At 71.4% G+C, this 24,290-nt stretch carries 23 protein-coding genes; 9 read left to right on the plus strand and 14 right to left on the minus strand.

Annotated features, from left to right (window positions below):
• Positions 1–170: 170 nt before the first annotated feature.
• The 3 genes from galK to galT are packed head-to-tail and all read right to left on the minus strand — an operon-like array spanning position 171 to position 3,507.
• The gene (galK, locus tag IEZ17_RS28850; protein ID WP_189305198.1) at positions 171–1,394 is read right to left on the minus strand and encodes a galactokinase; all 1,224 of its coding nucleotides are present in this window, start codon (positions 1,392–1,394) and stop codon (positions 171–173) included.
• Complete coding sequence (gene galE / locus IEZ17_RS28855; protein ID WP_189305200.1) at positions 1,394–2,395, minus strand: UDP-glucose 4-epimerase GalE; 1,002 nt, start codon at positions 2,393–2,395, stop codon at positions 1,394–1,396. The genes galK and galE overlap by 1 nt, the downstream gene beginning before the upstream one ends.
• Positions 2,392–3,507 carry a galactose-1-phosphate uridylyltransferase gene (galT, locus tag IEZ17_RS28860; RefSeq protein ID WP_189305202.1) on the minus strand — a complete coding sequence of 372 codons (1,116 nt, stop codon included), beginning with the start codon at positions 3,505–3,507 and terminating at the stop codon, positions 2,392–2,394. The genes galE and galT overlap by 4 nt, the downstream gene beginning before the upstream one ends.
• 265 nt (positions 3,508–3,772) lie before the next feature.
• Here galT and IEZ17_RS28865 point away from each other — a divergent pair, with 265 nt between their 5' ends.
• Both IEZ17_RS28865 and IEZ17_RS28870 read left to right on the plus strand, forming a co-directional pair.
• Positions 3,773–5,440 (plus strand): sodium:solute symporter family protein, encoded by a 1,668-nt coding sequence (locus tag IEZ17_RS28865; protein ID WP_189305204.1) that lies wholly within the window; start codon positions 3,773–3,775, stop codon positions 5,438–5,440.
• Positions 5,441–5,465: 25 nt separating this feature from the next.
• Complete coding sequence (locus IEZ17_RS28870; RefSeq protein WP_189305206.1) at positions 5,466–5,771, plus strand: hypothetical protein; 306 nt, start codon at positions 5,466–5,468, stop codon at positions 5,769–5,771.
• Here IEZ17_RS28870 and IEZ17_RS28875 read toward each other — a convergent pair.
• Both IEZ17_RS28875 and IEZ17_RS28880 read right to left on the minus strand, forming a co-directional pair.
• Positions 5,738–6,427 (minus strand): response regulator transcription factor, encoded by a 690-nt coding sequence (locus IEZ17_RS28875; RefSeq protein WP_189305208.1) that lies wholly within the window; start codon positions 6,425–6,427, stop codon positions 5,738–5,740. The genes IEZ17_RS28870 and IEZ17_RS28875 overlap by 34 nt on opposite strands.
• Positions 6,428–6,619: 192 nt before the next feature.
• Positions 6,620–8,422, minus strand: a complete 1,803-nt coding sequence (locus IEZ17_RS28880; RefSeq protein ID WP_189305210.1) for an ABC-F family ATP-binding cassette domain-containing protein — start codon at positions 8,420–8,422, stop codon at positions 6,620–6,622.
• A 185-nt stretch (positions 8,423–8,607) separates the two neighbouring features.
• On the opposite strand from IEZ17_RS28880, the gene IEZ17_RS28885 reads away from it, so the two are divergent.
• The gene (locus IEZ17_RS28885) at positions 8,608–9,180 is read left to right on the plus strand and encodes a Uma2 family endonuclease (RefSeq protein WP_189305212.1); all 573 of its coding nucleotides are present in this window, start codon (positions 8,608–8,610) and stop codon (positions 9,178–9,180) included.
• Here IEZ17_RS28885 and IEZ17_RS28890 read toward each other — a convergent pair.
• The gene (locus IEZ17_RS28890; protein ID WP_229852754.1) at positions 9,177–9,440 is read right to left on the minus strand and encodes a DUF397 domain-containing protein; all 264 of its coding nucleotides are present in this window, start codon (positions 9,438–9,440) and stop codon (positions 9,177–9,179) included. The two genes, IEZ17_RS28885 and IEZ17_RS28890, sit on opposite strands and share 4 nt — an antisense overlap.
• Positions 9,433–10,293: a helix-turn-helix domain-containing protein gene (locus IEZ17_RS28895; protein ID WP_189305216.1), complete on the minus strand. Its 861-nt coding sequence runs from the start codon at positions 10,291–10,293 to the stop codon at positions 9,433–9,435. Before IEZ17_RS28895 ends, IEZ17_RS28890 begins: the two co-directional genes overlap by 8 nt.
• 388 nt (positions 10,294–10,681) lie before the next feature.
• Between IEZ17_RS28895 and IEZ17_RS28900 the strand changes: the two genes are divergently transcribed.
• Entirely contained in the window at positions 10,682–11,536 is an 855-nt protein-coding gene (locus tag IEZ17_RS28900; protein WP_189305315.1) for a helix-turn-helix domain-containing protein, read from the plus strand.
• On the plus strand, positions 11,533–12,108 hold the full coding sequence (locus tag IEZ17_RS28905) for a Uma2 family endonuclease (protein WP_189305218.1): 576 nt from the start codon (positions 11,533–11,535) through the stop codon (positions 12,106–12,108). The genes IEZ17_RS28900 and IEZ17_RS28905 overlap by 4 nt, the downstream gene beginning before the upstream one ends.
• A gap of 21 nt (positions 12,109–12,129) precedes the next feature.
• On the opposite strand, the gene IEZ17_RS28910 is transcribed toward IEZ17_RS28905, so the two are convergent.
• The 7 genes from IEZ17_RS28910 to rsmI form a co-directional block, all read right to left on the minus strand.
• On the minus strand, positions 12,130–13,560 hold the full coding sequence (locus tag IEZ17_RS28910) for a hypothetical protein (RefSeq protein ID WP_229852755.1): 1,431 nt from the start codon (positions 13,558–13,560) through the stop codon (positions 12,130–12,132).
• Between the two features lie 108 nt (positions 13,561–13,668).
• A complete protein-coding gene (locus IEZ17_RS28915) occupies positions 13,669–14,622 on the minus strand; it encodes a 4-(cytidine 5'-diphospho)-2-C-methyl-D-erythritol kinase (RefSeq protein ID WP_189305220.1) in 954 nt (317 codons plus the stop codon).
• Complete coding sequence (rsmA, locus tag IEZ17_RS28920) at positions 14,619–15,527, minus strand: 16S rRNA (adenine(1518)-N(6)/adenine(1519)-N(6))-dimethyltransferase RsmA (RefSeq protein ID WP_189305222.1); 909 nt, start codon at positions 15,525–15,527, stop codon at positions 14,619–14,621. The genes IEZ17_RS28915 and rsmA overlap by 4 nt, the downstream gene beginning before the upstream one ends.
• Positions 15,524–16,690, minus strand: coding sequence for a resuscitation-promoting factor (locus IEZ17_RS28925; RefSeq protein ID WP_189305232.1), 1,167 nt, complete (start codon positions 16,688–16,690; stop codon positions 15,524–15,526). The genes rsmA and IEZ17_RS28925 overlap by 4 nt, the downstream gene beginning before the upstream one ends.
• A gap of 111 nt (positions 16,691–16,801) precedes the next feature.
• On the minus strand, positions 16,802–17,677 hold the full coding sequence (locus IEZ17_RS28930) for a TatD family hydrolase (protein ID WP_189305234.1): 876 nt from the start codon (positions 17,675–17,677) through the stop codon (positions 16,802–16,804).
• A gap of 33 nt (positions 17,678–17,710) precedes the next feature.
• A complete protein-coding gene (locus IEZ17_RS28935; protein ID WP_189305236.1) occupies positions 17,711–18,205 on the minus strand; it encodes a hypothetical protein in 495 nt (164 codons plus the stop codon).
• 241 nt (positions 18,206–18,446) lie between these two features.
• Positions 18,447–19,355 carry a 16S rRNA (cytidine(1402)-2'-O)-methyltransferase gene (gene rsmI, locus IEZ17_RS28940; RefSeq protein ID WP_189305238.1) on the minus strand — a complete coding sequence of 303 codons (909 nt, stop codon included), beginning with the start codon at positions 19,353–19,355 and terminating at the stop codon, positions 18,447–18,449.
• Between the two features lie 89 nt (positions 19,356–19,444).
• Between rsmI and IEZ17_RS28945 the strand changes: the two genes are divergently transcribed.
• The 4 genes from IEZ17_RS28945 (at position 19,445) to IEZ17_RS28960 (ending at position 24,125) form a co-directional block, all read left to right on the plus strand.
• Positions 19,445–21,187 (plus strand): dolichyl-phosphate-mannose--protein mannosyltransferase, encoded by a 1,743-nt coding sequence (locus IEZ17_RS28945; protein ID WP_189305240.1) that lies wholly within the window; start codon positions 19,445–19,447, stop codon positions 21,185–21,187.
• Positions 21,188–21,343: 156 nt separating this feature from the next.
• A complete protein-coding gene (locus IEZ17_RS28950) occupies positions 21,344–22,999 on the plus strand; it encodes a penicillin-binding transpeptidase domain-containing protein (protein WP_189305242.1) in 1,656 nt (551 codons plus the stop codon).
• 86 nt (positions 23,000–23,085) lie between these two features.
• Positions 23,086–23,280 carry a hypothetical protein gene (locus tag IEZ17_RS28955; protein WP_189305244.1) on the plus strand — a complete coding sequence of 65 codons (195 nt, stop codon included), beginning with the start codon at positions 23,086–23,088 and terminating at the stop codon, positions 23,278–23,280.
• Positions 23,277–24,125, plus strand: a complete 849-nt coding sequence (locus IEZ17_RS28960) for an EamA family transporter (protein ID WP_189305246.1) — start codon at positions 23,277–23,279, stop codon at positions 24,123–24,125. The genes IEZ17_RS28955 and IEZ17_RS28960 overlap by 4 nt, the downstream gene beginning before the upstream one ends.
• Positions 24,126–24,290: the final 165 nt, after the last annotated feature.

The raw sequence follows: 24,290 nt of genomic DNA on the forward strand, positions 1-24,290 counted from the left end.
GCCGCCGCGCCGACCTGGCCACCCCACCCCGGGCGCCGTACCCGAACGGTCTCGCCCCCTGGAACGGCACCGGCCCCCACCGGCGCTGGATCACAGCGTACGGACGGGGCGCGGCGCGGGGAGGCGATTGGCCGAAGTGGCCCGGCGATCGGCCGGACCGCCGGGGTGTCTCAGGTGCGCGCGGCGGTCCCGGTGGGCTCGTCCGCCAGACGGCGTGCGCCGGCACTCGGGACGGCCGGGAAGATCCGCGGCGCGGTGTGCCCGGCCGCCGCGAACGCGGCGGTGACCGCCTCGGCGACCGGCCGCGCGGCGCTCTCCTCGACGAGTACCACCGCCGAGCCGCCGAAGCCGCCGCCGGTCATCCGGGCGCCCAGCGCACCCGCCGCGTTGGCGGTGTCGACGGCGAGGTCGAGTTCGGCGCAGGAGACCACGAAGTCGTCGCGGAGCGAGGCGTGCCCGGCGGTCAGCAGCGGGCCGATGCCGCGGATGTCGCCGGCGTCGAGGCGGGCGACGACCTGTTCGACGCGGTGGTTCTCGGTGACGATGTGGCGGACGAGGGAGCGGACCCCGGGATCGTGCCCGAGTCGGTCCAGTGCCACGGGCAGTTGCGCGTACGGCACATCGCGCAGGGTGCGCACACCGAGCGCCCGCGCACCGAGTTCGCAACCGGCGCGCCGCTCCGCGTATGCGCCGTCGGCGAGTTCGTGCCGGACGCGGGTGTCGACCACCAGGAGACGCAGCCCCTCCCCCGCCAAATCGAACGGGACATGACGGTAGTTGAGGTCCCGGGTGTCCAGGAAGAGGGCGTGCCCGGCGGTGCAGCAGGCGGCGGCGGTCTGGTCCATGATCCCGCACGGCACGCCGACGAACGCGTTCTCCGCCCGCTGGGCGATCCGGGCCAACTCCTGCGGGGCCAGGCCGAGTCCGTAGAGGTCGTTGAGGGCGAGGGCGGTGGCGACCTCCAGGGCCGCCGAGGAGGACAGCCCGGCGCCGGTGGGCACCGTGCTGTCGTAGTGCAGGTCCGCGCCGCCCACCGGCAGCCCGGCCTCGCGCAGCGCCCAGAGGACGCCCGCCGGGTAGGCGGCCCAGCTGCCCGCGGCGCGGCTCGGCGCATCGGTGCGCAGCTCGACGATGCCGCCGCCGGCGCCGCCCGAGTGCAGGCGCAGCACGCCGTCGGGGCGGGGCGCGGCGGCGGCGATGGTGGTGTGCGGGAGGGCCAGCGGCATCACGAAGCCGTCGTTGTAGTCGGTGAACTCACCGATCAGGTTGACCCGGCCGGGCGCCGCCCAGGTACCGGCGGGGGCGGTGCCGTACACGGCGGTGAACTCCGCCGCGGTGTGCCGGGCGCCGTGGGCACGCCCGGTGGCCGGGCCGGCGGCTCCGTGAGCGGCCATCAGGACTCCTCCGGGTGGTGTGGCAGGTCCGCGAGCTCCTCGCGGGCGATGTGCCGGGCGAACCGCCAGGCGTCGGCGATGATTCCGGCCAGATCGGCGCGGCTGGGGCGCCAGCCGAGCCGGTCGACGGCGGTCTGTGCGGAGGCCACCAGGACGGCCGGGTCGCCGCCGCGGCGCGGGGCGGCGATCTCGGGGACGGGGTGCCCGGTGACCTTGCGGACGGTCTCGATGACCTCGCGTACGGAGAAGCCGTTGCCGTTGCCGAGGTTGCAGATGAGGTGTTCGCCGGGCTGCGCCGCCGCGACGGCGAGCAGGTGGGCCTCGGCGAGGTCGGCGACGTGGATGTAGTCGCGGACGCAGGTGCCGTCGGGGGTCGGGTAGTCGTCGCCGTAGACGGAGATCGCCTCGCGGCGGCCCTGGGCGACCTGGAGGACCAGCGGGATCAGGTGCGACTCCGGGTCGTGGCGCTCGCCGCAGTTGCCGTAGGCGCCGGCGACGTTGAAGTAGCGCAGCGAGACGGCGGCCAGGCCGTGCGCGGCGGCCTCACCGCTGATCATGTGGTCGACGGCGAGCTTGCTGGCGCCGTACGGGGAGGTGGGGGCGGTCGGGTCGGTCTCGGTGATCGGGGTGCCGACCGGCTCGCCGTAGGTCGCGGCGGTGGAGGAGAAGACCAGCCGGCGCACTCCGGCGTCGCGCATCGCGGTGAGCAGGTCCATGGTGCCGCCGACGTTGTTGCGCCAGTACTTCTCCGGGTCGACGACGGACTCGCCGACCTGCGAGAACGCGGCGAAGTGCAGCACCGCGTCGTACGAGGCGTCCAGCCACCGGCCGGCGTCGCGGATGTCGCCCTCGATGAACGCGGCGCCCGCCGGGACCCCCTCCCGGAAGCCGGTGGAGAGGTTGTCGAGGACCGTCACGGTGTGGCCGGCCTCCAGCAGATGCTGGGCCACCACGCTGCCCACATAGCCGGCGCCGCCTGTGACCAGGTACTTCTCGCTCACTCGCTCGCTACCTCTCGCAGTCGATCCGCCGCAGCCTCCGGCGGCACGTCGTTGATGAACACGTTCATGCCGGACTCGGAACCCGCGAGGAACTTCAGCTTGCCGGAAGTCCGGCGGATGGTGAAAAGCTCTAGATGGAGCGCGAATCGCGAGCGGTCCGCGGCACGTACGGGCGCCTGGTGCCAGGCGGAGATGTACGGCGTCGGGGCCGCCCCGGCGGCTCCTCCCCCACCATCCCGCGCGGCTCCTCCCCCACCATCCCGCGCGGCTCCTCCCCCACCGTCCCACCCTGCGAATATCCGGTCGAAGCGCCGCAAGACTTCCAGATAGATCTGTGGGAATTCTGTGCGCGCCGCATCGTCGAGGGCGAGCAGGTCGGGGACCCGCCGCTTGGGGTAGAGGTGCACCTCGTACGGCCAGTGGGCGGCGTACGGGACGAAGGCCACCCAGTGCTCGCCTTCGAGGACGATCCGGCGGCCGTCGGCGAGCTCGTCGGCGAGGACGTCGTCGAAGAGGTTGCGGCCGGTGGCCGCGCGGTGTGCGGCGAGGGAGGCGAGCATCCGCTCGGTGCGCGGGGTGACGAAGGGGTAGGCGTAGATCTGGCCGTGCGGGTGGCCGAGCGTGACGCCGATCTCGGCGCCGCGGTTCTCGAAGCAGAACACCTGCTGGACGCCGGGGAGTTGGGACAGTTCCGCGGTGCGGTCGGTCCAGGCTTCGAGGACCAGGGCGGCCTGCCCCTCGGTGAGGTCGGCGAACGAGGCGTCGTGGTCGGAGGTGAAGCAGACCACCTCGCAGCGGCCGTGCTCGCCGGCGAGGGAGGGGAAGCGGTTCTCGAAGACGGCGACGTCGTAGTCGGCGGCGGGGATCTCGGAACGCCGGCCGTCGCGCGAGGGGCACAGCGGGCACTCGTCGGCCGGCGGGTGGTAGGTGCGGCCCTGGCGGTGCGAGGCGATGGCCACGGAGTCCCCGAGGAGGCGGTCGTGGCGGATCTCGGCGGCGGTGGCGACGGGGTCGAGGGGGCGCTGGTCGAGGGCGTCGCGGACCACGTCGTCGGATGCGTCGTAGTAGATCAACTCCCGGCCGTCCGCGAGCCGGGTCGCCGTCTTCTTCACCGGTAGCTCCTCACCGCACCCAAACAGAAACAAACACAATGAAGCACAAGCGAACAGGTGCGTCAATACGCGGTAGACGAAGCGGCCAAAAAACGGTGATTTCCCGTCGCGCGACCCGTGAAGCACTCCCGATCGATCACGATCCAACAAGAGAATCGAACAAAACTATTCAGTTTTCGGTCGACCGCGCGTACGTTTCTGTGCGTTCGCATCGCGCACACCGCTGTGATCCCCGAAAAGGCTGCGCTCCCCGGAAAGAGGGCCCATGATCACTCTGGCCGAAGGGCTACGACTCCCCACCAACGGGCTCGACTACACGATCCTGGCCATCTACTTCGTCGTCGTCCTCGGCATCGGCTTCGCCGCCCGGCGCAGCGTGAAGACGAGCCTGGACTTCTTCCTTTCCGGGCGGTCGCTGCCCGCCTGGGTCACCGGGCTCGCCTTCGTCGCCGCCAACCTGGGCGCCACCGAGATCCTCGGGATGGCCGCGACCGGCGCGCAGTACGGCGTCGCGGTCGTCCACTGGTACTGGATCGGCGCCATCCCGGCCATGGTCTTCCTGGGCCTGGTCATGATGCCCTTCTACTACCGCTCGAAGGTCCGCTCCGTACCGGAGTTCCTGCTCCAGCGCTTCGACAAGTCCGCGCACCTGCTCAGCTCCGTGCTGTTCGCCTTCGCCGCCGTCCTGATCGCGGGCGTGAACCTCTACGCCCTGTCGATCGTCGTCGAGGCGCTGCTGGGCTGGCCGCAGTGGGTGGCCATCGTCGTCGCCGGGCTGTTCGTCCTCGCGTACATCACCATCGGCGGGCTCTCCTCGGCGATCTACAACGAGGTGCTCCAGTTCTTCGTGATCCTCGCGGCGCTCCTCCCGCTGGTCGTCCTCGGCCTCAAGCGGGTCGGCGGCTGGGGCGGCCTGACCCACTCGCTCACCTCCGCGCACGGCCACAACTTCCTGACGGCCTGGGGCGGTACCGGCATCGGCGAGGCCAACCCGCTGGGCGCCAACTGGCTGACGATCATCCTCGGCCTGGGCTTCGTGCTCTCCTTCGGCTACTGGACCACCAACTTCGCCGAGGTGCAGCGCGCGCTGTCCGCGAAGAACCTGTCCGCCGCGCAGCGCACCCCCCTCATCGCCGCCTTCCCGAAGATGTTCATCGTCTTCCTGGTGATGATCCCGGGCCTGGTCGCCGCCGTCCTCGTACCGAAGATCGGCGCCCCCGGCGGCCTCCAGTACAACGACGCGATCCCCTACCTCATGCAGGAGCTGCTGCCCAACGGCGTACTGGGCATCGCCGTCACCGGTCTGCTCGCCGCCTTCATGGCCGGCATGGCCGCCAACGTCTCGTCCTTCAACACCGTCTTCACGTACGACATCTGGGCCAAGTACGTGAAGCCGGGCCGGCCCGACGGCTACTACCTGCGCTTCGGCCGGCTGATCACCGCGATCGGCGTGCTGGCGTCGATCGGCACCGCGTTCATCGCCTCCTCGTTCTCCAACATCATGGGCTACCTCCAGACCCTGTTCTCCTTCTTCAACGTGCCGATGTTCGTGGTCTTCATCATCGGGATGTTCTGGAAGCGGGCCTCGATGAAGTCCGGCGTCTGGGGCCTGCTCGCCGGTACCACCGCCGCGATGGTCAACTACTTCTGGATCTACAAGCAGCACGTGATCTCCATACCGACCGACCAGGGCGCCAACTTCGTCTCCGCGATCGTCGGCTTCGTCGCAGGCGCGGCGGTCATGGTCGTCGTCACGCTCTTCACCGAGCCCAGGCCGCAGGCCGAACTCGCCGGGCTGGTGTACGGGACGACGGCGCCGGGCCTGGAAGAGCCGCCCGCCGAGGGCGACGACGCCTGGTACCGCAAGCCCGCGCTCCTGGGCTGGGGCGCCATCGCCCTCGCCGCGCTGTGCTACCTGCCCTACTCGCTCTGAACTCGCTCTGACCGGAGACCCCGCCATGTCTGAACTGCAGCACGAAGTGACCGAGTTGGAGCGCAAGTCGGCCACCGCCGCCCGGCTCTTCGACATCCGCCGGATCATCGGCGGCCTGTTCGCCCTCTACGGCGTGATCGTCACCATCGCCGGGATCACCGCCTCCGACGCGGACCTCCGCAAGGCCCAGGGCATCAACATCAACCTCTGGACCGGCGGCGGCATGCTCGCGCTCGGCGTGTTCTTCCTGGTGTGGCTGAAGCTGCGGCCGATAGTGCCGCCACCGGCGGCCGAGCCTCAGGCCGAGGGGGAGCGCGGCGCGGGGGACTGAGCCCGCTCCAGCAGACCGGTGCGGGCGGCCAGCGCCGCCGCCTCCAGCCGGGAGCCCACCTCCAGCTTCATCAGCACCCGCTGGACGTGCGTCCGCGCGGTGCTGGGCGCGATGTCCATCCCCGCGGCGATCACCCGGGTGTCCTCGCCGTCCGCGACCCGCATCAGCACCTCGACCTCCCGCGGGGTGAGCAGCTGGAGCAGCCGCGCCCCCTCGTCGTCGGGCTGGGCGGCGGGGTGCAGCAGCTCCTCGAAGGCATGCTGGAGCAGCTGCGGCGCGATGGCCGCCTCGCCCGCCCGCGCCTTGATCATCGCCCGTTCGACGCCCTCGATCCGCTCGTCGTTGCGGACGTAGCCGGAGGCCCCGGCGGCGAAGGCTGCGGCGATCCCGCGCGGGCTGGGCACCGGCCCGAGCACCACCACCGCGACCTGCGGGCGTTCCTTCTTGATCCGTACGACCGGGTCGAACGCCCCCGGCTCGGCGGGCTCCGCGGTGCCCAGCAGGCACACCTCGGGCGCCCGGCTCACCACCAGGTCCGCGGCCCCGGCGCTGGGCGCCGCCGCCGCCAGGACGCGGTGCCCGCGCAGCTTGAGAGCCGAGGCGAGCGCCTCGGCGAGCAGCCGGTGGTCATCGACCACCATGAGCCGTACGCCCATCGGGCAAACCCCCTCAACTCCCCGGCCCGGCCATATGTCCCCGGGAAGCTACACGCTCGGCAGGCGATGCGCGCCCCCCAGAAGGAGGAAGACCACCGGAACGCGGGAATCCCGGCCAATCGGGGCCGGTTGCCGCCCGTCCCTCACGGGCGGGCGGCAGCCCCGGCGGCCGGGAAGGCAGCCGGGCGGACGTCAGGCGTCCTCCGCCAGCTCCAGCCAGCGCATCTCCAACTCCTCGCGCTGGGCCGCGAGTTCACGCAGTTCGGCGTCGAGTCCGGCGACCTTCTCGAAGTCGGTGGCGTGCTCGGCGAGCTGCGCGTGGACCGCGGATTCCTTGTCCCCGATCTTGTCCAGTTGCCGCTCGATCCGCTGGAGTTCCTTCTGCGCCGCGCGGTTGACGGCGGCCGGCTTCTTGGGGGCCGCGGCGGCCGGCTGGGCGGGCGCCGGCACCGCCGCCTCGATCATCTTCTGGCGGCGCTCCAGGTACTCGTCCAGACCGCGCGGCAGCATCCGCAGGGCGGCGTCCCCGAGGAGCGCGAAGACCCGGTCGGTGGTGCGCTCGACGAAGTAGCGGTCGTGGCTGATCACGATCAGCGAGCCGGGCCAGCCGTCGAGCAGGTCCTCCAGCTGCGTCAGCGTCTCGATGTCCAGGTCGTTGGTCGGCTCGTCCAGGAACAGCACGTTCGGCTCGTCCATCAGCAGCCGCAGGATCTGGAGCCGGCGCCGCTCACCGCCCGAGAGGTCGCCGACCGGCGTCCACTGCTTCTCCTTCGTGAAGCCGAACTTCTCGCACAGCTGCCCCGCGGTCATCTCCCGGCCCTTGCCGAGGTCCACCCGGTCGCGCACCTGCTGGACGGCCTCCAGGACCCGTACGGCCGGGTCCAGTTCGGCTACCTCCTGCGAGAGGTACGCCAGCTTCACGGTCCTGCCGACGACGACCTTGCCCGCCGCGGGCTGCGTCTCACCCTCCGTACGCGCCGCCGCGGCGAGCGTACGCAGCAGCGAGGTCTTGCCGGCGCCGTTGACACCCACCAGACCGATCCGGTCCCCCGGCCCCAACTGCCACGTCAGATGCTTCAGCAGCACCTTCGGCCCGGCCTGAACGGTCACACCCTCCAGTTCGAAGACCGTCTTGCCGAGCCTGGAGCTGGCGAACTTCATCAACTCGGCGCTGTCCCGCGGCGGCGGCACATCCGCGATCAGCTCGTTGGCCGCCTCGATCCGGAACCGCGGCTTGCTCGTCCGCGCCGGCGCACCGCGCCGCAGCCAGGCCAGTTCCTTCCGCATCAGGTTCTGCCGCTTGGCCTCCTCGGAGGCGGCGATCCGCTCCCGCTCGGCCCGCGCGAAGACGTAGTCGGAGTAGCCGCCCTCGTACTCGTGGACGGTGCCGCGCTGCACGTCCCACATCCGGGTCGCGACCTGGTCCAGGAACCACCGGTCGTGGGTGACCACGACCAGCGCGGACCGCCGGGCGCTCAGGTGCCGCGCCAACCAGGAGATCCCCTCCACATCGAGGTGGTTGGTCGGCTCGTCGAGCACGATCAGGTCCTGCTCGGCGATCAGCAGCTTCGCGAGCGCGATCCGCCGCCGCTCACCACCGGACAGCGGCCCGATCACGGTGTCCAGGCCCTGATCGAACCCCGGCAGGTGCAGATCCCCGAACAGCCCGGTCAGCACGTCCCGGATCTTGGCGTTGCCCGCCCACTCATGATCGGCGAGATCGCCGATCACCTCGTGCCGGATGGTGGCGGCCGGGTCCAGCGAATCATGCTGGGTGAGCACGCCGAGCCGCAGACCGCCGGAGTGCGTCACCCGGCCCACGTCGGCGGACTCCAGCTTGGCGAGGATCCGGATCAGGGTGGTCTTGCCGTCGCCGTTACGGCCGACGACGCCGATCCGGTCGCCCTCATTGACGCCGAGGGAGACACCGTCGAGCAGCGCACGCGTCCCGTACACCTTGTCGACGGCTTCCAGATTGACGAGGTTGACGGCCATCTCACTCCTGGTCTGTGCATCCCCGGTCGGGGACGGGTCGGCTTCAAGAGTAGTCGGCGCGGGGTGGGTGTCTTGGGGGGAGGATGGGGGCGGCTGCCGGGGGGCAGGAGCGGGGCGGTCACTGTTTGTGATGACGCGCGGCGAGACGGCCGCGCCGTGGACGAGCAGGCCGAAGAATCCCACCCATGGAACATCGATGGCCGAAACCCCCGCCGGACGGGTACGCGGTAGACGACCTGTTCACGCTGCCGCATCTCCCGCCGCATACCCAATTGATCGACGGGAGCCTGGTTTTCGTGAGTCGGCAGTGCATCTTCCACGCCGATGTGATCGACCTGCTGGTGGGTGGCCTGCGCACGAGTCGGCCCGCCGAGGTCAGGGTCAGGCGCGAGATGACCGTCATCCTCGACAAGCGCAACGGTCCGGAGCCCGATGTGAGCGTGATCCGGACTGACGCGATCACCGGACCGGACCAGTCGAGCTACCAGGCCAGCGACGTTCCGCTCGCCATCGAGGTCGTCTCCCCGGATTCGGAATCCCGCGATCGCACGACCAAGCCGTGGAAGTACGCCGCCGCCGGGATCGAGAACTTCTGGCGAGTCGAGGAGAGCGGAACGAGCGGCAAACCCGTCGTCCACGTCTACGAACTCGACCCGGTCACGGAGGCCTATGTGCACGCCGGTATCCACCGCGACCGGATCAAGGTCGACAGGCCCTACGCCATCGACATCGACCTGACCGCCATCGACGAGCTTTAAGCGTCGCCCTTGACGGCCGAGACGAACGACGACCATCCGGCGGCGGAGAAGACCAGCGCGGGCCCCTGCGGATCCTTGCTGTCCCGGACGGGGACGATGCCGGGGAGGCCGTCGGCGACCTCGACGCACTCACCGCCGGTGCCGTTGCTGTAACTACTCTTGCGCCAGTACGCAGCCCCGTGGAACCCCTCGCCGACCTCGATGCAGTTGCCGCCGGTGCCGTTGCTGTAACTGCTCTTACGCCACGCAGCGTTACTCAAGTAGAGCGCTGTGCTTGCCATTTCGGAAGTCCCCTGCCGCTGTCTCGATCATGGACAGAGACGCCGCGGGCGACAGTGCGGCGGCCCTGAGCAGATCGTACGACTCGCGGTACTGCTTCACGAGCGGCGGATAGTCGATGAGTTGGCCGCTGTGCAGGCTCTCGACGTACACGACTGGCGGCGCGTCGGCGAAGGTCATGACGCGGATCTCGCCCGTCATGAGTGGATGGAGGCCCCCCGATTCCGGGAGGAGCTGGAAAATCGCATGCGTGGTCCTGATCACCTTCGCGATGTGCTCCAGCAGTTCCGCCATCTGCTCGTCCGGGAGGGCAGGGCGACGGATCAGCGACTCGTCGAGGATCGCCCAGAGCTTCGGGGGAACCTCCGCTTCGAAGATCGCCGCCCGGGACATGCGGGCCGCCACCTTCTCCTCGACCTCTTCGCCCGAGGCGCGGGGCATGACAGCCCGCACGACCGCCCGCGTGTACGCAGGCGTCTGAAGCAGCCCGGGAACGAGCATCGGCGCCCACTCGTCGATCGTCTCCGCCCGCTGCTCCATCTCCAGCGCGTCCGCGAAGTACTCCGCGTGACCCGCCCGGCGGGCCTTCGCCACCGCCTCACAGCGACGCTCGAAAAAACCGTTCGTGTTGAGCTTCTTGTCGATGTGGATGGCCAGGTCCATCGGCATTCCACACTCCCCACGCTCGATTCGGCTGAGCAGCGGGATGCCGCGGTAGCTGCCTTCCACTAACTGTTCGAGCGTGAGTCCGGCCTGCTCCCGGAGGTAGCGCATCTCGGCGCCGTAGAAGCACGGGACGCTGGCCGAGGGATCGGCGTCCTTGCGAGGGGGCATAACTCACCACCGCTACTTGCTGGTTGCCCGGTACAACGCGATTCCTCGGCACGCTACGCGCGTGCGCTGCCGCCGCGTGAGCGATTCGTCGCAATGCGCACGGAAGGGTGCTCACCGGGTCGCAGGTTTCCGCGACCCGGTGGGCCGGGTCGCGGTCCGGCACGACGTAAAGGCAAAAGCCCGGGGAAAATACCCACCCAACCCCTCCGGCCTCCCCGTCGCCCCACCACCCATACGGGTGACATATGCCAACTCGGTTGGGATTGGGGCGGGTTGAGCGGCATATGCTCGCCGCGTCACGTGCACCACCGCACACATGCTTCGGCCCCCGGCCGGGACTGGCATCCCGAACGAGGGCCTGACCACCCAGGAAGAAATCACCTTCCCGATGGCTCTCAAGAACCCTAGCGCGCCCTCGCGCCCCGTGTCCCGCGTTCCCGCGCCGACTCCCTCGTCCGGCGTCATCCACGTCAACTCCCGTCACACCAGCCGCTACACGGTCGTCGGCAACCACCTCGCCCAGCACCACGGGCTGACGCTCGTCGCGATCGGGCTCGCCGTCCACATCCAGTCACTGCCCGCCGGGGCGCGCATCGGCATCAAGTGCCTGACCGCTCGCTTCCCGGAGAGTGAGGCCCGTATCGCCTCCGCGCTGCGGGAGTTGGAGGCGGCCGGGTATCTGAAGCGGACGCGGGAGCGGCTGCCGAGCGGACGGGTCGTGACGCGCACGGTCTCGTACAACCAGCCGGGCGCGGCCCCGTGCCCAGCAACCCGTCCCGCCCAACGGGCCCCGAGGCCGAAACGGGAACCGAAGCCGAGGCCGGGGCCGAGGCCGGAGCGTGCGCCGCTGCCCACCCCACGTCGTCGCGATCCTGTGGGTGCGCAAACGGCCCACCGCATCCTCGTGGAGCTGCGGCGCGATGATCCGCGCCTGCTGCTCTCCGAGGCGGATGTGGCGCGCCTCTCCCCGGCCGTGGCCGCCTGGCTGGAACGCGAGGCGCCGCCCGAAGCCGTACGCCGTACGCTCACCGCCGACCTGCCACCCGGTCTCCGTAACCCGGTGGCCTTCCTCGCCCACCGCCTCACGGCGTCACTGCCGCCGCCCCTACCGGCCGCCGGCCCGGCCCCCGCACGCCCGGACCCCCTCCAGACCTGCGACGGCTGCGAGCGCGCCTTCCGCGCTCCGCGACCGGGGCTGTGCGGCGACTGCCGATCCGATCCCGTGGAGGTTTCCAGGCCATGAACACCCCGGCAGGAGCCCGGCTCCGTTACCGAGCGATGCGCGACGCTGTCGAGCAGATCCACGACTCCGTTCCCGGCAAGTTGGAAATCACCGGCGCAGGCATCGTGCACGACCTGCTATCGCCCGTAGGGCGACACGAGTTGACGGCGGCCCGGGTCAGCCGCCGTCTCGAGAAGGTGATGCCGGACGGTCTCGCAGCCCATACCGGGGCTCCGGACGTGGAGGCCGAGTCCCACGGCATCATGCGGCGCCCCGATGTGATGGTGATCGCCGAGGCGTACATGGAGGGACAGGGGTCCTTCGCCCCCTGCACCCTCATCGCCGCCATCGAGGTCGTCTCCCGGTCCAATCCAGACAACGACTGGGTCGGCAAGACCCGGGACTACCCCCTCCTCGGTATCCCCCACTACGTGATCTTCGATCCCCGCACGGGCTCCGGCGCGGTCTTCTCCGACATCCACCCGACGCCGGAGGGCCCCCGCTACGCCACCCGCAAGGACTTCGTCTACGGCGAGGACGTCACCATCGCCGACTGGACGATCTCGACGGACGGCCTGCCGCGCTACCCGTGACGCTGCGCCCGCGCCGGCCCGTCAGTCGACGTACTCCATCGTGATCGGGGCGGTGTTGTTCGTCAGGTCCGGGTCCGGGTGCTCCGGATCGGGTTTCACGGAGATCGTGCCCTGCGCGCCCTCGACCCGTTTGTCGATGCGGAACCGCAGGCGGGGGTGGACGTTCAGAGGTGCCGGGCACAGCACCGTCCAGTGCTTCTCGTCGTCGTACTCGCAGAAGGGGTCGTCGCCGCTCTCGTTCTTTCGGTGCCCGATCAGGGTGAGGCCCTCGGGCAGGGTCAGGTACGTGTCTCCGTCGAAGTAGCCGTCCGCGTTCATCACGTCCATCGAGATCTCGTCGCCCACCTTGCCCTTGATGGTGAACCCGTTGACCTGCTGGTCGTATCTCCGGGTGGTGAGGAACCCCAGTTCAGCGTGGGCAAGGTCCCTGTCGAACGAAGTGAAACCGCTGCCGTCGGTCGGGCGGAACCCGATCGGCGCGTCGGTTCCCCGCGGGGCCGAGTCGGGCAGCAGATCGCGGGTCGGCGTGTTGGGGGCGGGATACAGGGTGGAAGTGATCCGGCCGTGGTTCCCGGTCCTGTCGACCGTGGTCGTGAACGGGCGGTCGGTCTCGTACGCCGCTCCGACCGGCAGTGGGCCGGGGATCGTGCACAGCGCCTTCTTCGGTGCGTCGGCCTTGTCGTAACGGCAGTTGCTGTACTGCCTGGACAGCGTCGCCTGTCCCTTCACGTCCACCACGACGCTGAGGTCGCCCTCGACGCCGACGTCGCCCTCGTTGCCGAAAGCGGGCCTCAACTTCATTTCGGAGCCGGGCTCTACCGGACCGGGCGGCGATTCCCATTCGGCCCGTGCCGTCAAGCGCGGTGCCCCGATGACCAGTTGGGTGGTCTGGTGGATGGTGGGGGCGTTGCTGCTGGTCACGGTGATCTTCAAGGACCCGGCCGGCCCCTTCGCCACATGCTCTCTCGGAATCATGTGGAGGCGAGCGATGTCGGCGTACGCGCCCGATGCGATGTCCTTGGCCTTCCCCGATTCGCTGTCCTTCGGAGTACAGGTGACGAGGGCGCCGGACCACTTGCATCCGTCGCGCCTGTCCCAGGGGTCGAGCGACGCCCGCACCGCCTTGGCGTCGGACAGATCGACGGTGACCTTGATGTTCTCGGCTTTCGCCGGCTCCCGGCCCGGGGAACGCCTGCTCGCCTCCAGATAGACGTCGTACGGCTCGGGTTGCTGGCCCCAGGGCAGCTGCTCATCCGACTTGTCGAACGTCCGAAGGTAGAAGGTGCGCGGCGTGTCCCTGAACGCCAACTTCACCCTCTGGGAAGGCTCGTCCGCCCGCCCGGACTTCTCCGCGCCGCTGGAGGTCACCGCCCCGCCGAGCACGACCACCAGGGCGGTCGCCCAGGCCGTGGTCGCGCGTCGTCGCCGGATGCCCGCTCGTAAATCCGTCATGCGGGATCAGACTCGAACAGCGTGTCGAACGGTTGCCCAGGGGCGGACACGGTACGGCAACAGCACGGACACGATCCGGACGGCCTACCGCCGAACGGCAGTCGGGAGCTAGCCGCCGGTGACGACCGTCGCGCCCGGTGCCGGGCCGGCGGTGGCGCGGGCCGTGCGGCAGGTGCCCGAGGCGCGCAGCGCCGCGGCGACCCGCTCGGCAGCTTCCGCGTCGGAGACCAGGAAGGCCGTGGTCGGGCCGGAGCCGGAGACCAGGGCGGCCAGCGCCCCGGCGTCCGTGCCGGCGGCAAGGGTGGCGGCCAGCGACGGGCGCAGCGAGAGCGCCGCCGCCTGGAGGTCGTTCTCCAGGGCCGCGGCCAAGGCGGTGGCGTCGCCGGTGCGCAGGGCGTCCAGGAGGGCCGGGGACGGCTCGGGGTCGGGGATGTCGGCGGTGGTCGCGCCGCGGCCCGAGGCGTCGCGGAGGCGGTCGCACTCCTTGTAGACGGCGGGGGTGGACAGGCCGCCGTCGGCGACCGCGAAGACCCAGTGGAAGGTGCCGCCGACCGCGAGGGGCTCCAGGAGTTCGCCGCGGCCCCGGCCGAGGGCCGCGCCGCCGACCAGGCTGAAGGGTACGTCGCTGCCCAACTCGGCGCAGAGGGTGAGGAGTTCGTCGCGGGACGTCCCCGTGCCCCAGAGGGTGTCGCAGGCCAGGAGGGCGGCGGCGGCGTCCGCGCTGCCGCCGGCCATGCCGCCGGCGACCGGGATGTCCTTGGCGATGTGGAGGTGGACGTTCGCCTCGCGGCCGTGGCGGGCGGCGAGGGCGAGCGCGGCGCGGGCCGCGAGGTTGGACTCGTCCAGCGGGACCTGGTCGGCGTCCGGGCCGGTGCAGGTGAGCGTCAGGGTGTCGGCGGGGGTGACGGTGACCTCGTCGTGGAGGCCGACGGCCAGGAAGACGTTGGCCAGGTCGTGGAAGCCGTCGGGCCGCCGGCCGCCGACGGCCAGCTGGACGTTGACCTTGGCGGGGACGCGGACGGTGACGCTCTCGCGAGCGTTGTCGGGAGCGTTACGGGTCATCGGGTGGGCTCCTGGTCAGTGGCGTCCGCGGCCGGTGCCTTGTTCTCGGCGATGGCGATGAACTCCTCGACCGTGAGGGATTCACCGCGCGCCTGGGGGGAGATGCCGGCGGCCACGAGGGCGGCCTCGGCGGCGGGGGCGGAGCCCGCCCAGCCGGCGAGCGCGGCCCGCAGCGTCTTGCGGCGCTGGGCGAACGCGGCGTCGACGACGGCGAAGACCTCTCGGCGGGAGGCCGTCGTCTTGATCGGTTCGGCGCGGCGGACGAGCGAGACCAGGCCGGAGTCGACGTTGGGGGCGGGCCAGAAGACGTTGCGGCCGATGGCGCCGGCGCGCTTGACCTCGGCGTACCAGTTGGCCTTGACCGACGGGACGCCGTAGACCTTGTTGCCGGGGCGGGCGGCGAGCCGGTCGGCGACCTCGGCCTGGACCATGACCAGGGTGCGTTCGATGGTCGGGAACTGCTCCAGCATGTGGAGCAGTACGGGGACGGCCACGTTGTAGGGAAGGTTGGCGACCAGGGCGGTGGGGGCCGGGCCGGGCAGTTCGGTGACCCGCATCGCGTCGCTGTGGACGAGGGCGAAGCGGTCGGCGCGCTCCGGCATCCGGGCCGCGACGGTGGCCGGCAGGGCCGCCGCCAGCACGTCGTCGATCTCCACGGCGGTGACCCGGTCGGCGGCCTCCAGCAGGGCCAGGGTCAGCGAGCCGAGTCCGGGGCCGACCTCGACGACGACGTCGTCGGGCCGGACGTCGGCGGTCCGGACGATCCGGCGGACGGTGTTGGCATCGATGACGAAGTTCTGGCCGCGCTGCTTGGTGGGGCGTACGCCCAGCGCCGCGGCCAGTTCCCGGACATCGGCGGGGCCCAGCAGCGGGCCGGGCTCGTCGGTGGTCTTGCTGTCGCTCACCCGTGCAGCTTACGGCCGCACACCGGCCACGGGCTCGCGCCCCGGGTGACGTAGAGCTTCTTGGCCCGGTAGGTCTGCTCCTCGGCGGGGGCGTCCTGGGGGCGTCCGATGCCGCCGAGCCCGTGCCAGGTGGAGACGTCGAACTGGTAGAGCCCGCCGTAGGTGCCGGACGCGTCGACGGCGTCCGGCCGGCCGCCGGCCTCGCACTGGGCCAGCGCGCGCCAGGAGAGCGTGTCGGCGCCCTGGACGGAGGTGGGCAGCGCCTTGGTGCCGATGTGCACGATCTGCGGGCGGGGGGCGCGGACGACGACCTCGGCGCCCATCGGCTTGGGCTTCTGCTTGACGCCGTTGACGGTGTCGAGCCGGTAGGTGACGCGCCGTACGCCGGGCACGCCCTGCTGGACGACCACCTCGGTGCCGCGCGGCAGGTCGGCGTCGGGCTTCTTGACCGTACGGAACGCGATGGGCTCCTCGCGGACCTCCTTGGTGCCGGTGATCCGCAGCACGGAGACGGTCTGGCCCTCGCGCGGGAAGCTGTCCGGCGGCACCGAGGTGGTGTCGTGGTCGCGCAGCGCCAGGCCTGCCTGTGCCAGGGCCTCGCGGATGGTGGCCGCGTTGGTGCGGACGCGGAATTCGCGGCCGTCGGCGACGAAGACCACCGAGCGTTCGGTGCGTACCGCCAGTTCCAGGCCGTGCCGGCCGATGCGGTGGGAGCGGGAGGCGGAGAGGTAGGCGCCCTCGGCGCGGACGCCGAGCTGGCTCAGCGCCCCGTCGACGGTTTCGGCGGTGGTCCACACCTGGCGGCGCTGGCCGTCGACGGTGAGCGCGAGCGGGCGGCCGTGCCGGACGGCGACCTTGTCGCCGCTGCCGAGGCCGGTGCCGGGGGCGGGCGCGACGATGTCGTGGCCGCCCACGTCGAGGTCCTCGTCGGCGAGCAGTTCGTCGACGTCGTCGGCGAAGGTGTGCAGGGTGCGAGGGGTGCCGTCGACGCTGAGCTTGATCACCTTGTCGTGCGCGACGAAGGCCGTGGTGCCGCCGGCGAGGACGGCGACGACCAGGGCGCGGGGCACCAGGCGGCGCAGCGTCTCGGGGGATTCGCCGGTGCGCCGGCGCCGGCCGCTGCCGCCGCGCGCGGCGCGGTGGCTGCTCTGCGAAGGACTCACGACGCTCCCCCTGCCACGGGTGTCGTCCGGTAACCGGTCAACGGCGGAATGTAGCGGAGCCGGGGCAACTCTCCAAAGTCGGCCGGTGACGGAACGTACCCGGTTCGGGGCTCAGTACCCGAAGGCGCGGGCGGAGTTGGCGGCGATCGCCGAGGCCAGCGCGTCCTCGTGCATCGCCTTGACGCCGGCCATCGCCCGGACGGTGAGCGGGATCAGATAGGGCGCGTTGGCCCGTCCGCGGTACGGCGCGGGGGTGAGGAAGGGCGCGTCGGTCTCGACGAGCAGCAGCTCGGGCGGGGCGACGGCGAGCGCGTCGCGCAGCGGCTGGGCGTTCTTGAAGGTGATGTTGCCGGCGAAGGACAGGAAGTAGCCCGCCTCGGCGCAGGTCTTGGCCATCGCGGCGTCGCCGGAGAAGCAGTGGAAGACGACCCGGTCGGGCGCACCCTCCTCGCGCAGGATGCGCAGCACGTCGTCGTGGGCCTCGCGGTCGTGGATGACCAGGGCCTTGTCATGCCGCTTGGCGATCTCGATGTGGGCGCGGAAGGACCGTTGCTGCGCGGCGATGCCCTCGGGGCCGGTGCGGAAGTAGTCCAGGCCGGTCTCGCCGACGCCGCGGACCTCGGGGCGGGCGGCCAGCGCGTCGATCTCGGCGAGCGCGGCGTCCAGTGCGGCGTCGCCGCCGCCCTCGCGCGCGGCCTGGCGCGACCATCCGTCGGGGTCCCCGAACACGATCCGCGGCGCCTCGTTGGGGTGCAGGGCGACGGCGGCGTGTACGTCCGGGTGTGCGGCGGCGGTGTCCGCGGCCCAGCGCGAGCCGTTCAGATCGCAGCCCACCTGGACGAGCGTGGTCACCCCGACCGCGGCGGCCTTGGCCAGCGCCGCCTCGACGGTGGTTTCCTGCATGTCCAGGTGGGTGTGCGAGTCCGCGACCGGCACCCGGAGCGGTTCGGGCAGCGGCGGCGGGGTGTCTTTGTCCTGCGGGGCCATGGCCGCGATCCTACGAGGACCGCGGCCCGGGCCTCACTTGCGGTGGTGCTGGAAGGGGTGCAGCAGATCGGAGAGGTGCCAGTGGTGGTGCCGGCCCGGCTCGGCGGCGGCGCCGGTGCTCCCGGGCTCCGCGGGGCGCGCGTCCTGGCCGGTCCGGCCGCCCTTCGCACTCTTGGCGCTCTTGGCGGCGCCGTGCGGGCGATGGTGCATGCTGGCGATCGCCTCGGAGACCATCGACACCTGACCGGCGCGCATGATGCGGACGACGTGGCCGCCGCAGTTCTGGCACGTGGGTCGGGTCAACGGGGACGGGACACGCTGGCCGTCGGCGAAGTAGACGACGTGCATCTGGCCCTTGCCGTCCACCTGATGCTCGATCTCGTACGCCTGCTCCCAGCCGTGGCCGCAGCTCATGCACGCGAAGGCGTATGCCTCGCGGGCCGCGGGCTCGGGCCGGGGGTGGGGAGGAAATCCGCTGGTGGACGCACCGGTGGTGCCCGTTGCGGTGGTCTTCGTGATGTCGCTCATGTGCGCTCCTCTTGCCCGCTGGACAAGCCTTCCGGGACCGAACGTCCCGGTTCCCAGTGGACGCCTTTCACGGCGGGAACGCAGCTGACCTGCTACCTATTGGCCCAGATTTGGCAGGTCGTAGGAAAAACGCATCGCAGCGGGCCTGATCGCTTTACCTTCGAGGCCAGCCGTTTACCTTCCGCCGAGTCGGATCATGCCTGTGGGCTGGGCTTTTACGCTCTCCCGAGCAGGTCAACGCTCAGTCGGGCGCGCCCTGTCCCGCGTTCTTGGCCGCGCCCTGCCCGGTGTTCTTGGCCGCGGCCTGCTCGGCGTTCTTGGCGGCCACCACCGCGTCGAAGACCTCCCGCTTGGGGATGCCGGCCGCCGCCGCGACCGCCGCGATGGCCTCCTTGCGCCGCTCCCCCGCCTCCTCGCGGACCCGCACCCGGCGCACCAGCTCCGCGGCGTCCAGCTCCTGCGGCCCGCTCTCCGGTGCACCCTCGACGACGACGGTGATCTCCCCGCGGACGCCCTCGGCCGCCCACGGCGCCAGCTCGCCCAGCGGCCCGCGCCTGACCTCCTCGTACGTCTTGGTCAGCTCCCGGCAGACGGCGGCCCGGCGGTCCGCGCCGAAGACCTCGGCCATCGCGGCGAGGGTGTCGTCCAGCCGGTGCGGCGCCTCGAAATAGACCAGGGTGCGGCGCTCGTCGGCGACCTCGCGCAGCCGGGAGAGCCGTTCGCCCGCCTTGCGGGGCAGGAAGCCCTCGAAGCAGAACCGGTCCACCGGCAGCCCGGAGACCGCGAGCGCGGTGAGCACGGCGCTGGGGCCGGGGACGGCGGTGACCTTGATGCCGCGCTCGACGGCGGCGGCGACCAGGCGGTAGCCGGGGTCGGAGACGGACGGCATCCCGGCGTCGGTGACCAGCAGCACCCGCGCGCCGCCGGCCAGCGCGTCGGCCAGCTCGGGGGTGCGGGCGGCCTCGTTGCCCTCGAAGTACGAGACGATCCGGCCGGCCGGATGGACGTCCAGCGCCTGGGTCAGCCGGCGCAGCCGCCGGGTGTCCTCGGCGGCGATCACATCGGCGGCGGCGAGCTCGGTGGCGAGCCGCGGCGGGGCGTCCGCGATCTCGCCGATGGGCGTCCCTGCAAGTACCAGCGTTCCAGTCACCCGCCCATCCTCCCAGGGCCCGGGGGTGCGCCGACGCGGTGGCACCGCCCGGTGGCGCTCCCCGCCGCTCCACAGGCCCCTTCCCTACGATGGGCCGGGTGACGAGTGACACCAGCGCGACGCATGCAGCCGCCCTGAGCGCCCCGGAGCCGGCCGGCCAGCCCCCCGCGTGGCAGCGGCGGCTGCGCCGCTTCGGGTACGCCGGCCGCCCGCAGGCCGATGCCCGGACGCGGCTGGTGGCCCCGTTCCCCGAGCCGGACCGCCGGCCGTGGGCGTGGCTCGGCGCGGGCCCGGACCTCGCGGCCCGGCTGGCGCGCTGGTCGGGGTGGCTCGGCCCGCTGCTGGTGACGCTGTGCGCGGGGGTGCTGACGTTCTGGAACCTCGGCAGCCCGCGGAAGGTCATATTCGACGAGACGTACTACCCCAAGGACGCCTGGTCGCTGCTCCAGTACGGCTACGAGGGCACCTGGGCCAAGGACGCCAACGACGCGCTGCTGGCCAGCCCCCCGCACATCCTGCTCTCGCCCGAGCACTCGTACGTGGTCCATCCGCCGATGGGCAAGTGGCTGATCGCGCTGGGCGAGTGGGCGTTCGGGATGAACCCCTTCGGCTGGCGGTTCATGACCGCGCTGCTCGGCACCCTGTCGGTCCTGCTGGTGTGCCGGATCGGGCGGCGGCTGATGCGGTCCACGGCGCTGGGGTGCCTGGCGGGCGCGCTGCTCGCGGTGGACGGGCTGCACTTCGTGATGAGCCGCACCGCGCTGCTGGACCTGATCGTGATGTTCTGGGTGCTGGCCGGCTTCGGCTGCCTGCTGGTGGACCGGGACCGCACCCGCGCCCGGCTGGCGGCGGCGCTGCCGGCCGGGCCCGGAGTCGGGCAGGTGCGGCCGGACGACGCGGTCGGCGACCGGCTGCGGCTGGGCTGGCGCCCCTGGCGGATCGCCGCCGGGCTGTGCCTGGGCCTGTCGGCCGCGACGAAGTGGAACGGCCTCTACTTCCTCGCCGCGTTCGCGCTGATGTCGGTGCTGTGGGACATGGGGGCGCGGCGCACGGCGGGGGCCCGGCACCCGTTCCGGTCGATCGTGCGGCGCGATGCGCTGCCCGCCTTCGTCTCCACCGTCGTCGTCGCGCTCGCCACCTACCTCGCGTCCTGGACGGGCTGGATCGTCACCAAGGGCGGCTACTACCGCGACTGGGCCACCACCCCCGAGGGCCGGGGCGGCTCCTGGTCCTGGCTGCCGGACTGGCTGCGCAGCCTGTGGCACTACCAGAGCGAGGTCTACGCCTTCCACACCGGGCTGACCACCCCGCACACCTATATGTCCAACCCGTGGAGCTGGCTGGTGCTGGGCCGCCCGGTCTCGTACTTCTACGAGGACCCGAAGGCCGGCCACGACGGCTGCACCGCCGCCGAGGGCTGCGCCCGCGAGGTGCTGGCGCTGGGCACGCCGCTGCTGTGGTGGGCGGCCTGCTTCGCGCTGCTCTACGTGCTGTGGCGGTGGCTGTTCCGGCGGGACTGGCGGGCCGGGGCCATCGCCTGCGGGGTCGCGGCCGGCTATCTGCCGTGGTTCCTCTACCAGGAGCGGACGATCTTCCTCTTCTACGCGGTGGTCTTCGTCCCGTTCCTGTGCCTGGCGCTGGCGATGATGATCGGCGCGATCATCGGGCCGCCGGGCGCGAGTGAACGCCGCCGCACGATCGGCGCAGTCGGCGCGGGTGTCCTGGTGCTGCTGATCGTGTGGAATTTCATCTACTTCTACCCCCTTTACACGGGCCTGCCGATCCCGAAGAGCGCCTGGCAGAACCGGATGTGGTTCGACAGTTGGGTGTGAAGGGGCGACCGGGACGGTTGCGTAACGGTGGTGCGACAGCGTGTCACAGGACCGTGCCCTGTTCGAGACTCACCACTTGCCCGTGTCCCTTAGAGTGCGATGGACGTTCTTGTGTGCGTATTCAAGGACTGAAGCTCCAGGGAGGGGATCGGTGGCATGCGCCGCGAGGTGAAGTACGGGCTGATCGGCGGATCGGTGGCCCTGGTGATGGGAGTCGTAGGCGGCTTCACGCTGTTCGGCGGCTCGGACGGGTCGTCGCCGCAGGCGGTCAGGTCGGCGGATGCCAAGTCCGGCGACGGCGGCAGCAAGGTGCCGACCGGCCCGCTGACGGCCAAGGAAGTGAACACGACCGCACAGGCGTTCCTGACCGCCTGGCAGTCCGGCGACGTGGCCAAGGCCGCCGCACTGACGGACAATCCGGACGCCGCCAAGAGCGCGCTCCAGAACTTCGCCGCGCAGGCGAAGTTCTCGAAGGTGACGCTGAAGCCCGGCACACCGTCCGGCGACAAGGTGCCGTACACGGTCGGCACCCAGATCGACTACAAGTCCGTCAAGACGCCCTTCTCGTACGGCTCCACGATGACCCTCCAGCGCGACAAGACCACCGGCAAGCCGCAGGTCGCCTGGCAGCCGTCGACGCTCTACCCGGGCCTGGGCAAGGGCGACGAGCTGCGCACCGGCGAGGCCGAGGCGCCGCCGATCAAGGCCGTGGACCGCAACGGCACCGAGCTGACGGCCCAGGACCACCCGACGCTGGCCGGGGTGCTGGACAGCCTGCGCACCAAGTACGGCAGCAAGACCGACGGCAAGCCGGGCGCGGAGCTCTACGTCCACCGCGCCAAGGCCGCCGACAGCAACCAGCAGCAGCCCGACAAGACGCTCAAGGTGCTCTCCAAGGGCACCCCGGGCACCCTCAAGACCACCCTGGACGCCAAGCTCCAGACGGCGGCCGAGAACGCGGTCAAGGGCAAGAAGCAGGCGTCCGCGGCGGCCGTCAAACCCAGCACCGGCGAGATCCTGGCCATCGCCAACTCCCCGGCGGACGGCTTCAACATGGCCACCCAGGGTTCGCTGGCGCCCGGCTCGACGATGAAGATCGTCACCTCCGCGCTGCTGATGGACAAGGGGATCACCGCACCGGACAAGAAGGACCCCTGTCCCCAGTACGTCACGGTCGGCGGCTGGAAGTTCCAGAACCTGAACAAGTCCCAGATCCCGGACGGCACCTTCGCCGACAGCTTCGCCGCGTCCTGCAACAACGCCTTCATCGGCCACGCCAAGGACCTCGGCAACGACGATCTGACCAAGGAGGCCCAGAACGTCTTCGGCATCGGGCTGAACTGGAACACCGGGATCCCCACCTTCGACGGCACCGTGCCGGTGCAGAGCGACGCCCAGATGGCGGCCTCGCTGATCGGCCAGGGCGGGGTGCGGATGAACCCGCTGAACGTGGCCTCGATCGCCGCCACCGCCCAGTCCGGCTCCTTCCACCAGCCGTACATCGTGGCCCAGTCGCTGGACAACCGGACGTTCGCCAAGGCCTCCGGCGCGATGAAGCCGGACACCGCCTCCAACCTGAAGGGGCTGATGAAGCTCACCGCGACGTCCGGTACGGGCGCCGAGGCGATGCAGGGGATCAGCGGCGACATCGGCGCCAAGACCGGCTCCGCCGAGGTCGACAACCAGGACAAGCCCAACGCCTGGTTCGCCGCCTACCGCGATGACCTGGCCGCCGCGGCCGTCGTCCCGGCCAGCGGCCACGGCGGCACCAACGCGGGCCCGCTGGTCCGCGCCATCCTCACCGCCTACTGAGCCGGGTGGACGCCCCGTTACGACGAGGTGTCCACCGGCTGGATTTCGTTCGCATGGCCCGTACAGCTTTCGCTAGCGTGCGGGCCATGTGCGATTCCCCGCCCGACACCGCGACCGCCCACCCCCGCTTCGCCGACGCGCCGGCCGGTCCGGGCCCGGCCGCCAAGGCCCTGACGTTCGCCCCGGCCCCCCGTACCGCCACTGCGGCCGGCCGGGCCCCCGAGCCCCTGACCGGGTCCGCGCAGGGCCGCGCGGCGGACGTGCGCGAGCGCACCTCGTGACGCCGCTGGTCGTGGCGGCGGTCCTGCTGGCCGCCGTCACCCACGCCAGCTGGAACGCCATCGCCCACGGGATACGCGACCAGTTGCTGGCCTTCACCCTGGTCGGCGGCGGCGGAGCGGTCTGCGGTGCGCTGCTGGCCGGCTGCACGCCACTGCCGGCCGCCGGGGCCTGGCCGTATCTGGTCGCGTCCTCGGTGCTGCACATCGTCTATCAGGCCCTGCTGATGCAGTCGTTCCGGCTGGGCGACTTCGGCCAGATGTATCCGATCGCCCGCGGCACCGCGCCACTGGTCGTCACGGTCCTCGCCGCCGTCTTCGTGCACGAGGTCCCGGACGGCTTGGCGCTGGCGGGTGTCGCGCTGGCGTCCGTGGGGCTGGTCGGGCTGGCCCTGTGGGGCATCCGGGGCTCCGGCACCCGGCCGCACTGGCCCGCGATAGCCGCCGCCCTCGCCACCGGACTGTCCATCGCCTCGTACACCACCGTCGACGGCCTGGGAGTCCGCGCCTCCGGGACCCCGGTGGGCTACATCGGCTGGCTGATGATCCTCCAGGGGCTGATCATCCCGGCGTACGCGCTCGCCGTCCGGCGCGGCCAACTCCTCGGCCAGCTACGCCCGTTCGCGCTGCGCGGGCTGTTCGGCTCGGTGCTCTCGGTCTTCGCGTACGGGCTGGTGCTGTGGGCGCAGACCCGCGCGCCGCTGGCGCCGATCGCGGCACTGCGCGAGTCGTCGATCATCGTCGGCGCCGCGATCGGCACACTGTTCTTCAAGGAGCGCTTCGGCCTGCCGCGGATCGCGGCGGCGGGGCTGATGGTGGCGGGGATCGGGCTGATGCTAGCGGGCTAACGCCCGGGGGGCTTCCCACGTTGTCGGGTTTCCCGCCGTTCCGCTGCGCTTGGCGGGCTTCCCCACGTTGTCGGGTTTCCCGCCGTGCGGGGTGCGGTGTTTCCCGCCTTCGGCGGGTGGGTGGGGTGTGTGGGGCGGTGCCCCTCGGTCGTCTTTGGTGCCGGG

Source organism: Streptomyces albospinus (assembly GCF_014648695.1).
GTDB lineage: Bacteria > Actinomycetota > Actinomycetes > Streptomycetales > Streptomycetaceae > Streptomyces > Streptomyces albospinus.